The sequence below is a fragment of the Rhodococcus sp. 1168 genome (genome assembly GCF_002091955.1).
In the GTDB taxonomy this organism is placed as follows: domain Bacteria; phylum Actinomycetota; class Actinomycetes; order Mycobacteriales; family Mycobacteriaceae; genus Rhodococcoides.
The window spans coordinates 239473-250053 of the sequence record NZ_MKKY01000036.1 but is presented as its reverse complement, the minus strand read 5'-3'; the positions used below and the strand labels follow the sequence as shown (position 1 = coordinate 250053).

Genomic DNA, 10581 nt, shown 5'->3' with positions numbered 1-10581 from the left:
GGTCGAGGGCGAGTTGCACGATAGCCAGCCAGATGCGGTTTTGATCGAAGCCGTGCAACGGGAAGTTGGTGAGACCGGTGTCCTTCGCGACGCGGATCCGGTCCTCGCAGCGCGCACGGCGACGGTGACGAAGTTCGAGATCCTGGACCTTCCCGCCGACGGTGTTGGTGGCGAACGCAGTCAACCGCAGGCCGTCGGCATCGGTGAACCGTAGTTGAGCACCGGGGTGTGGTCGTTCTTTTCTGATGACCACGCGCATCCCCTCCGGCCAGGCGGTGAGGTCCACGATGCCGGTGGCGTCGATGACCCAGGCACCGTCACGGACTTTCTTCTGTGCGTCGACGGCGACCGACCAGGCGTCCTCGGGAGCGTCGGCGAGTGCGGTGACCATCGCATCGGTGAGCCCGAATCCGATCGAATACGAGACCCGTTGGTTGTGGAGCCAGGTGAGGTATTTGTGGCTCGCGCCGGCACCGTCGGTACGAATGAGCACCTTCTTGCCGGGGCGTGTGCTGCTGGTGGAGGGTAACTGTGCCAACGCTTTCCGAGTGACCTCGATATGATCTGCCGCTGTGTTCGATCCGGCGTTACCGGGCCGCAGCAGCGCCGCGACAGGTTCACCGGTCCCGCTGGTGCCGTGGTCGACGAACGCCATCAGGGGATGAAATCCATAGCCTCGTTTGTACGTCGGTGCAGCAGACTCCTTGTCCGAGTGGGCCGCGACGAGGGTGGCATCGAGGTCGATGACGATCGGATTCTTGGCGGTGATGTCGTGATCGGGAGCGTGCTCGCCGGCGTGTTTCCACGCCGCGGTGCGAGCGGATGCTCGGGCGGTGTCGATCGCGGTGAGCACCGAGGCGGTGTCGGTGGTCAATGCCGTGATCAGGCGGGAGACGGTGGGATCGGAGGGAACTCTTCCGAAGACGGCAGCGTGTTCACGCAGGGTGGCGATGTCGGCGAGGCAATCCCCACCGAGGGCCAGCGACACTGCGAGGTCGAGGACGATCTTGCCGGGGTCGAACTGCGCCAACGGTTTCCGCCACGACACGAGCTGCTTCGACAACGCTGCGGTCAATCCCGTCACTTCCGCCGTGCGCAGCAAAGTCACTGCACCGGCGTGCGACACGACACCGGTTCCGGTGGCATCAACGGACAGGGTGGGGTACGACGACGTAGACTTGCTCACCAGAAGGGTGCTCCTTGTTCCAGCGTGTATTCAACCTTAGACAAGTCGAATTATCGCAGGTGGGAGCACCTTTCTTCGTTTTCGACACAGATCAGATCCTCACCTCTGTGAAAGCACGAGGCTAGCCCGGTTTCGGTCGAGGTTCGATCTGCTCGATCCAGTGCATCCCTTCTTTCAGGTGTCGAGTTTCGAGTCCAGCAAGGCGGAGCACAAGCCAATCTCGCTGCTGATCAGCGATATCCCTGCGGGAGCGAAGTACTTCACTACCCGGGCGGGCGCAGGCGCAGCCAAATTGGACTTGGCTGAGACTGCCAGGTGGGTAATTCATTGCCAGGCATTCGATTTCTCGGGTATCAAAACAGGTGATCCTCGAGACCCACGGACAAAGTCTGGAAAGGGTTACCCAATCGGTGTCGGGTGGGCCGGCCAGCTGGGTGGAGTGCTGTTCGAGGGCCGGACGTTGTTCCAAACATTGATGCTCAACACGGTTTTGCGAACCAGCGATAGTTCGGCACTGGTTCCTGACGATCTCCCGGTCTGGGAGCGTGCGCACCCTTGTGTCGGTGAGCGTGCAGATGGACCGCCTGCCGGGGTTGCAGACTTGTTGACGTGGCAAAGCCGCCGGATTCACATCAAGTACGAGGGGCGATTCGCGGTAGGAGTTATTGTTGGAATCGGCGACCCAGTGGACTCTCACAACCGTCAGTCAGTCGAGTTCATGACTCGTTGGCGGTACAGCGATGTCCAATCGAAGAAGTTCGGGGAGCCCCGATACTTTCCGAAGAGCTTCAGCCCCGATCGGGGATTGTGGCGCGGTGTCGAGGGTTTGCTGGCTGACACCGCGCCCGCCCCAGGAAAACCGAAAGACCTCGCACCAGGAACATCGGATTGGCTCGACATTCTGCTCTATCACGAAATATTGAATGGAGCGGATAGTGTTCGCCCACATGCCTTTGCGCTCGAGTACATCACTCAGTCCAGTGTGATCGGTGCGGCAGTCGACGATCAATTGAACTTGCGTATTGCACTCTTCGGGCGTACAGGGGAAGGTCGTCAGTACGCCGCAGACGCCGTCAAAGCAGCGGACTTGGCTGTCGCGGCCGTGGTGCAGTTGGCGGGAACTCTTGCAGAGGCCGCGGGAGGCAAAGCTGACGGTCCCCGAACCACAGCCCGCGCACGAGGCTTCTTCGCTCTGGATCAACCCTTCCGACAATGGATCGCCGATCTTGGGGCATCCGGTGACTACGACGCGTATTTGGATCACTGGCAGCGAGAAGCTCGATTTGTCGTGTCGAAGATCGGGCGCGAACTGATCGAACAGTCCGGTGCATCTGCATGGAAGGGCCGCATGGTCGGCGAACGTTGGCTCGATACTGCGATCGCCTCGGGCTACTTCTGGGGTGCGCTCCGAAAAGCACTACCCAATGCATTTTCCGAGGAGAGTAACGCTTCATGATTGAACAGCAGCCACCGCCGATCCGTGACGATGCCCTGCGTAAGGCCGTCGTCGGTAGAATCGGTGCCATTCAGGCCCGACGCATCGACGGACTCCGCCACCCGGACATCGATGCGCGTCTTGCACGTTTACGGCGAGCAGTTCTCGCTGAAGCCGGCACAATTCCCGAGGTATGGGAAGACACTGTCGGTTGCTTGCCGGATGGGCTTCGATTCGGCGAAAAGCCCTCGCAATGGGAATATGCAGTTCACGATGCGATGACTCTGTACGCACTCCATCAGCAATCCAAGGATGCGCCCGTCCACAAGTATGGGGTGCGGCTGGGAACTGCCGTCCAGAAACTTGTCCCTGCAGCAGATCGAGATAAACCAAATCCGCTGCGGACCCGATTCCAAGCTCTGTCGCTTGCACAGACACGGACCGGTGTGACTCATCACCTACGGTCTCTGATCTCCTTGTTGCGTTCTGCTGGTGAGCCTTTGGACTACGGCGAGCTCGCGGTAGATCTCCGCCAGTTACAAGATCCGCTTCGCGCCCCGATGGTACGTCTTCGGTGGGGCAGAGCCTTCTCCCGCGTCTCCAACGCTGATCCCGATGCCTCACCTGAACACTCGCTTGCGACTTCCTCGACGACCGAAAACTAAAGGGACCAAAAAATGACTTACTTGGACATTCACATACTCCAGTCTGTACCGCCGAGCAATATCAACCGCGATGACACAGGCAGCCCCAAATCAGCTGTTTACGGTGGTGTTCGAAGAGCACGCGTGTCGAGTCAAGCGTGGAAGCGTGCCACCCGTAAACGATTCAACCTCACACTTGACATCAGCGATATCGGACACCGGACAAAACGTGTGGCCGACCTACTCGGCGAATATATCGTGGTTCTCGACCCAACGATCGGCAAGGTAGAAGCGGACAAGATGGGCAGCGCTGCACTCAAAGCTGCCGGGATCAAGCTGTCGACGCCCAAGCCTTCGAAGAATTCGCCGAAGGATGCGCCACCGTCTCCTGATGAGTCGGGATACCTACTCTTTCTGAGTGCTGGCCAATACCAGGCTCTGGCCGAGCTATCAGTTGCCGCTCGTACTGCAGAAGGAACTGTTGAAGGCAAAGCAGCGAAGGCAGCGGTCCAACAAGGGCACAGTATTGACGTCGCGTTGTTCGGAAGAATGGTAGCGGACGATGCAGAGCTCAATGTCGATGCTGCCGCTCAGGTCGCGCATGCCATCAGTGTGCAAGCGGTAGAACAGGAATTCGACTATTTCACTGCTGTCGATGATGCACAGGAAAGGGATCAAGAGTCCGGTGCAGCGATGATCGGTACCGTCGAATTCAACTCGTCCACCCTGTACCGCTATGCCAACGTGAATATTCCTGGACTTCGCAAGAATCTTGGCGATACCGCCGCAACAGCGCGGGCAACCGCAGCTTTCGTTGAGTCGTTGGCACTTTCGATGCCGACCGGAAAGCAAAACACGTTTGCCAACCGAACTGTCCCCGATGCGATTGTGGTGTCGGTGCGGGAAGATCAACCCATCAACCTCGTTGGCGCATTCGAAAATGCGGTATCTCGGACGCAGAGCAGTAGCGTGATCGAGCAGTCAGCGACGCAGCTGGCTGGCCGATACAACGACATTGCTCAGGCATATTCGGCTCCGTCGCGTACGTGGGTCGTGGCGGTTGGGGACGCCTCGAAACCACTGGGGACACTCGGAAAGCAGGTTTCGATGGCGCAGCTCATCATTGAGATCGAACAAGAGGTGCAGTCAAGAATTGGTGAATCAAATTGACCACCCTATTGATTCGACTTGCTGCTCCCATGCAGGCGTGGGGGGCATCGAGTAGATACAGTCGGCGTGACACTCAGCAGGAACCCACGAAGAGCGGAGTGCTCGGATTGCTGGCTGCGGCGCAAGGTGTGCGTCGAACGGATGATCTCGAGCACTTGGCGGCACTCAATTTCGGCGTTCGGGTGGATCAACCGGGGTCGCTACTGCGCGACTTTCAGGTTGCTCGAAGTCTTGACGAAAAGAAGACATTCCCGTTGTCCTACCGCTACTACCTCAGTGATGCGGTCTTCGTGGCGGGTGTCGAGGGGGAGTCTTCGCTGATCGAAGGACTCGGAGACGCGTTGAAGAATCCCACATTCCCGTTGTACCTCGGTCGGAGATCGTGCCCGCCGAGCCTCCCCTTGCTAGTTGATATTTCGGAGCAATCACTCGGGGAAGCGCTGAGGCGGTTCCCGTGGCAGGCGTCGGATTGGTACCGCGCGAAACAAGCATCTCGGGTCGCACTCCGGATCGCGTTGGACGGCGAGCACGGAGCCGAGGGAGAGACGATCAGGGATGTGCCGGTCAGCTTCGACCCACAGCACCGCCGTTACGAATGGAGAACTGTAGTGGACGATCGAGTGGAAGTTGAGAACCCAACGAGCCGATTTCATGGGCACGACCCCATGGCTGTTCTTGGAGGAGTGTGATCATGTTTCTGTCGAAGATGCCCCTCAATAGGCGCCGGCGCGGTGCCGTCAAGCTTATTTCGTCGCCCCAGGCTATGCACGCTGCAGTTCAATCATGTTTTCCTCCAGGTTCATTCGACGAGAGTGAGGGTCGTGCATTGTGGCGAGTGGACGAGACCGAACGAGATAGTATCGCTCTGTATGTAGTAAGCCCGGTGGAGCCGGATCTGAGTCATATTGTCGAGCAGGCAGGTTGGCAGACAGGGCAGATGTGGAAGTCCGCTGAGTACGGCGGTTTTCTGTCTAGCCTGGAGTCGGGACAGCGTTGGGGATTTCGGTTGCGTGCCAATCCTGTTCACAGTGCTTACAAGCAGGACAAGGCGTGGGCAGATACAAAGCCGGTCGCGCACGTGACCGTCAAGCATCAGCAGAATTGGCTACTTGATCGCGCTACCAAAGCTGGATTCTCGATTCCAGATGGCCCACAGCAAGAAGCAGCACTGCAAGTTGTAGATCGTTCGACGCTCAGATTCAATAAAGGTGGCCATGCGGTCACAATCGGTATCGCGACATTCGAGGGAGTGCTTCAGATAGAGGACCCGGACCTATTGCGCGCGACACTGACCAACGGACTTGGTCGAGCCAAGGCGTACGGCTGTGGTCTGATGACTTTGGCACCGCTGGCTAGGGCTTAGGTCTATGGGGAGTGTGCCGGGGCCACCGCCGGTTAGGCCGAGTGAGTTGGTGCGCGTAGCCGATCGAATCTCTTTCATCTACTTGGAGCGATGCACCATTCACCGTGATGGGAACGCCATTACCGCGACGGATGAGCGTGGCGTGGTGCATATCCCTACTGCGTCAATTGGAGCGCTTCTCCTAGGCCCGGGTACCAGGGTGACTCACCAGGCGATGCTCTTGATGGCGGAGTCTGGCTCCACCGCCGTTTGGGTCGGCGAACAGGGTGTTCGCTACTACGCACACGGACGTCCGCTAGGCCGTACCAGCAGGTTGCTTGATGCCCAGGCCCGGGCCGTGTCGATGCGCGATGCGCGACTTGCCGTCGCACGAGCGATGTACGCCATGCGATTCCCTGGCGAAGACACCTCGCAACTGACGATGCAACAATTGCGGGGCAGAGAGGGCGCGCGGGTAAGGAAGAGTTATCGCGAACACGCCGAGCGAACCGGTGTGGAATGGGTCCGGCGCGACTACGACCCGAATGATTTCGCTGCCGGCGACGAAGTCAACAAGGCGTTGTCGGCTGCGACGACATGCCTTTACGGCATGGCACACGCAGTGATTGTGGCGTTGGGGTGTTCGCCGGGGCTGGGTTTCGTTCACACAGGTCACGATCGATCCTTCGTATATGACATCGCAGATTTGTACAAGGCAGAGTTCGCAATACCCGTTGCATTCGATGTTGCTGCCGAGCAGGTCGACGATGTTGCGGCGGTAACCCGAAGAAAGATTCGAGACCTGATCTACGCAGAAAAACTCTTGCCGCGATGTGCTCAAGACATCAAAGCCTTGCTTATTCCAGGGGAGGAAGAGGACTCAGCCGAATGGGAAGCAGATGTTGTCTACTTGTGGGACGACAAAGGCAAAGCTGTGGCTAGCGGCCAGTCTCATGACGGCAAGGATTTCGATGTCCCATGGTGATTCTTATTGTTACCGCTTGCCCGGCAGGCCTTCGTGGGCACCTAACCCGCTGGCTGCTGGAGATTAGTCCTGGCGTGTTCGTCGGAGTCCTGTCTCGGAGGGTGAGGGAGCTGCTGTGGCAGCGGTGCATCGAACTCGTCAAAGATGGTCGAGCAATAATGGTCTTCCCAGCGCGTAACGAACAGCGCTTGGCGTTCCTCGTCCATAGACACGATTGGGAGCCCGTGGATATCGATGGCATCTCGCTCGTCCGCAGACCACATACTGGTGAGGCTCTGGAATCTGGTGCAAAGCCGCGGGCTGGATGGAGCAAGGCCAGCAGGTACCGTAAGGCCCGTGCCCAGCAGAATCGGTTGGATTGAAACAGAAGTGAAGTAGAAACACGCTCGCCCTCTACCTTTATGCTGGTCGGCAAGTGTGCTCCCCGCGGACGCGGGGATGAGCCCACATCCAACGCAACCTTCATCGCATTGATACGGTGCTCCCCGCGGACGCGGGGATGAGCCCGCGGATACCAGTTCGGCGCGGACGACGGCTCCGTGCTCCCCGCGGACGCGGGGATGAGCCCTCTAACTGCCCATTGGGAAATGCTTGTTTACGGTGCTCCCCGCGGACGCGGGGATGAGCCCGGCACAGGCATGTACACCATCAGCCGCATGTTGTGCTCCCCGCGGACGCGGGGATGAGCCCTCGAGCGCGGTAGGGCGCTCGAGACTGCGGCGCGTGCTCCCCGCGGACGCGGGGATGAGCCCATCAGGCGCACCCAGGATTACGGCCTTCCGAAGTGCTCCCCGCGGACGCGGGGATGAGCCCTTCCAGTCGGGCCACGAGGGCGTTCACAATGTGTGCTCCCCGCGGACGCGGGGATGAGCCCAAAAACGTTCGTGGAGCTCTCGCGGACCTGTCGTGCTCCCCGCGGACGCGGGGATGAGCCCTCACCTCGACCTTGGTCAAGTGGGACAAGAACGTGCTCCCCGCGGACGCGGGGATGAGCCCATTGTCTCCACCGAGACCTTCGGTCAGTGAATGTGCTCCCCGCGGACGCGGGGATGAGCCCGCACTCCACAAAATCGGCAACACAACAGAACCGTGCTCCCCGCGGACGCGGGGATGAGCCCTAAACTAGGCTCAACCAGCTCATACCCAATAGGTGCTCCCCGCGGACGCGGGGATGAGCCCTCCTGAGTAACCTTGGTCGGGAACTCAGAAAAGTGCTCCCCGCGGACGCGGGGATGAGCCCAGCCCGACCTTCGACTGTGATGGATTCGGCGCGTGCTCCCCGCGGACGCGGGGATGAGCCCGGCGATCACCACGTCTTCGCCGATCCCGAACGGTGCTCCCCGCGGACGCGGGGATGAGCCCACGGACTCGTTGGCGCAGTTGCAGTCGGTCATGTGCTCCCCGCGGACGCGGGGATGAGCCCCACTGCGAACGCCCCATGTGGCGCGGACGGAAGTGCTCCCCGCGGACGCGGGGATGAGCCCTCGCCACCCGGCATAGGCAGCCCTGGACGGCAGTGCTCCCCGCGGACGCGGGGATGAGCCCCCGAGCGCCCGGTTGATAGCGCCGGACACTGCGTGCTCCCCGCGGACGCGGGGATGAGCCCGTAAACATCGACGGATACGACCTCGACCTGAGGTGCTCCCCGCGGACGCGGGGATGAGCCCGTTGGGGTGGTGATCGGTCCGGTGATGGTGAAGTGCTCCCCGCGGACGCGGGGATGAGCCCTGAGTCTTGTACCGCCCATCGGCAAGAAAACCGTGCTCCCCGCGGACGCGGGGATGAGCCCACTCGCAAGAGACTGGAAGCTCGAAGTCGAAAGTGCTCCCCGCGGACGCGGGGATGAGCCCTCTGCTGCCGGTTCGGGCGGCGATGGCGGCAAGTGCTCCCCGCGGACGCGGGGATGAGCCCGGGTGGTTTCGGTGACGTCGACTGGCTCAACTGTGCTCCCCGCGGACGCGGGGATGAGCCCAAATCAAGATCGACACCGTCACCGGCATCTGAGTGCTCCCCGCGGACGCGGGGATGAGCCCTGACCAACTTATCGAGTTCCTCGCCCACAATGGTGCTCCCCGCGGACGCGGGGATGAGCCCTGCTCGGCGAGGACTTCCGCTGTCCGCCCACCGGTGCTCCCCGCGGACGCGGGGATGAGCCCATCAGGCGCACCCAAGATCACAGCCTTCCGAAGTGCTCCCCGCGGACGCGGGGATGAGCCCTCCAGCGGTCGGCAGGTAGATGAATTGCCCAAGTGCTCCCCGCGGACGCGGGGATGAGCCCTTCTACTCGCTTGCGGGCTTCTTCGCCCGTACGTGCTCCCCGCGGACGCGGGGATGAGCCCGAGTTCAAGAATTTGGATGCTCAACAGGATGCGTGCTCCCCGCGGACGCGGGGATGAGCCCCGACCACGAACCACCATTAGACACCAAAAAGATGTGCTCCCCGCGGACGCGGGGATGAGCCCAACCTTTTCCCACCTGAGTTCCAGATCGGGTTGTGCTCCCCGCGGACGCGGGGATGAGCCCAACAGGTGGAACAGGCCCGACAGCTACACCATGTGCTCCCCGCGGACGCGGGGATGAGCCCCTTTTCGGTGGGCTGATCGGCGGTATCGCGCAGTGCTCCCCGCGGACGCGGGGATGAGCCCTATCCCTCTCCGAGGCAACCTCTCCTCCGTTCGTGCTCCCCGCGGACGCGGGGATGAGCCCGGATTCGACCAACACAGGATGTGCTTCAGTTCGTGCTCCCCGCGGACGCGGGGATGAGCCCTGATCGGCGTCGGCCTGGGTGCATCGACGTGGGTGCTCCCCGCGGACGCGGGGATGAGCCCACACACGAGCAACAGAGTCGGCGAGAAACCATGTGCTCCCCGCGGACGCGGGGATGAGCCCCCGATACTCTCACGCTCCAAGAAAGCCTCATCGTGCTCCCCGCGGACGCGGGGATGAGCCCACTAAACCCACCTTTGGCGAGTTCAGTCATTGGTGCTCCCCGCGGACGCGGGGATGAGCCCGGATCCGACACGGACGCGCGTTAGCGTGTCATGTGCTCCCCGCGGACGCGGGGATGAGCCCGAAATGTGCGCATCCGACCGCCACAAACCCTTGTGCTCCCCGCGGACGCGGGGATGAGCCGCCGGAGATGAAGCCCGTCATGCCGACACCGAGTGCTCCCCGCGGACGCGGGGATGAGCCCACGCCGCCGCCTAACCCAACCAAAACCCAAACGTGCTCCCCGCGGACGCGGGGATGAGCCCCCACGAACGAATCGGCAACGGATTCGACGTGTGTGCTCCCCGCGGACGCGGGGATGAGCCCTGCTCGTTCTGAGTGTGCGGATGCTGCCACAGGTGCTCCCCGCGGACGCGGGGATGAGCCCTGAATGCGAAACTCCGCGACCGCAACATCATCGTGCTCCCCGCGGACGCGGGGATGAGCCCCCGGTCGGGCTGATCTCCTACAGTCTCGGCGGGTGCTCCCCGCGGACGCGGGGATGAGCCCTCGTTCGCATCGATGCCGATAAGTGGCAGACGGTGCTCCCCGCGGACGCGGGGATGAGCCCGGCCCCCAATTCGCTACACGCACCGAACATCTGTGCTCCCCGCGGACGCGGGGATGAGCCCTCCCATACCTGCCCGCCTGCGGTGTCCAGCGTGTGCTCCCCGCGGACGCGGGGATGAGCCCGACGACCGCAGCCGAGACCGCGACACCCCCGAGTGCTCCCCGCGGACGCGGGGATGAGCCCACCCACAGGTGAGCCTCCAAGTCCAAGAAGTGGTGCTCCCCGCGGACGCGGGGATGAGCCCGAACCCGACAGCACGC

General features: G+C 61.7%; 8 protein-coding genes and 1 CRISPR repeat array (1 of these 9 only partly in view). Of the genes, 7 read left to right on the top strand and 1 reads right to left on the bottom strand.

The window, feature by feature from the left end:
- Window positions 1-1186 (bottom strand): IS1380 family transposase (locus BJI47_RS06265; protein WP_088942103.1); only part of this gene is annotated, 1186 nt, incomplete at its 3' end.
- A gap of 49 nt (window positions 1187-1235) precedes the next feature.
- On the opposite strand from BJI47_RS06265, the gene casA reads away from it, so the two are divergent.
- From casA to cas2e, 7 genes are read left to right on the top strand one after another with little or no spacing between them, the layout of a single operon-like run.
- A complete protein-coding gene (casA, locus tag BJI47_RS06260) occupies window positions 1236-2642 on the top strand; it encodes a type I-E CRISPR-associated protein Cse1/CasA (protein WP_088942901.1) in 1407 nt (468 codons plus the stop codon).
- On the top strand, window positions 2639-3286 hold the full coding sequence (casB, locus tag BJI47_RS06255) for a type I-E CRISPR-associated protein Cse2/CasB (RefSeq protein WP_088942900.1): 648 nt from the start codon (window positions 2639-2641) through the stop codon (window positions 3284-3286). The genes casA and casB overlap by 4 nt, the downstream gene beginning before the upstream one ends.
- A gap of 12 nt (window positions 3287-3298) precedes the next feature.
- Window positions 3299-4435, top strand: a complete 1137-nt coding sequence (gene cas7e / locus BJI47_RS06250) for a type I-E CRISPR-associated protein Cas7/Cse4/CasC (RefSeq protein ID WP_088942899.1) — start codon at window positions 3299-3301, stop codon at window positions 4433-4435.
- Window positions 4432-5124: a type I-E CRISPR-associated protein Cas5/CasD gene (cas5e, locus tag BJI47_RS06245; RefSeq protein ID WP_088942898.1), complete on the top strand. Its 693-nt coding sequence runs from the start codon at window positions 4432-4434 to the stop codon at window positions 5122-5124. The genes cas7e and cas5e overlap by 4 nt, the downstream gene beginning before the upstream one ends.
- A 2-nt stretch (window positions 5125-5126) precedes the next feature.
- On the top strand, window positions 5127-5798 hold the full coding sequence (gene cas6e, locus BJI47_RS06240; RefSeq protein WP_088942936.1) for a type I-E CRISPR-associated protein Cas6/Cse3/CasE: 672 nt from the start codon (window positions 5127-5129) through the stop codon (window positions 5796-5798).
- Window positions 5799-5802: 4 nt separating this feature from the next.
- On the top strand, window positions 5803-6762 hold the full coding sequence (gene cas1e / locus BJI47_RS06235; protein WP_088942897.1) for a type I-E CRISPR-associated endonuclease Cas1e: 960 nt from the start codon (window positions 5803-5805) through the stop codon (window positions 6760-6762).
- Window positions 6756-7124: a type I-E CRISPR-associated endoribonuclease Cas2e gene (gene cas2e / locus BJI47_RS06230; protein ID WP_088942896.1), complete on the top strand. Its 369-nt coding sequence runs from the start codon at window positions 6756-6758 to the stop codon at window positions 7122-7124. Before cas1e ends, cas2e begins: the two co-directional genes overlap by 7 nt.
- Window positions 7125-7179: 55 nt before the next feature.
- A CRISPR array of direct repeats spans window positions 7180-10581; the repeat unit is 29 nt; unit sequence GTGCTCCCCGCGGACGCGGGGATGAGCCC (it continues 3770 nt past the right edge of the window).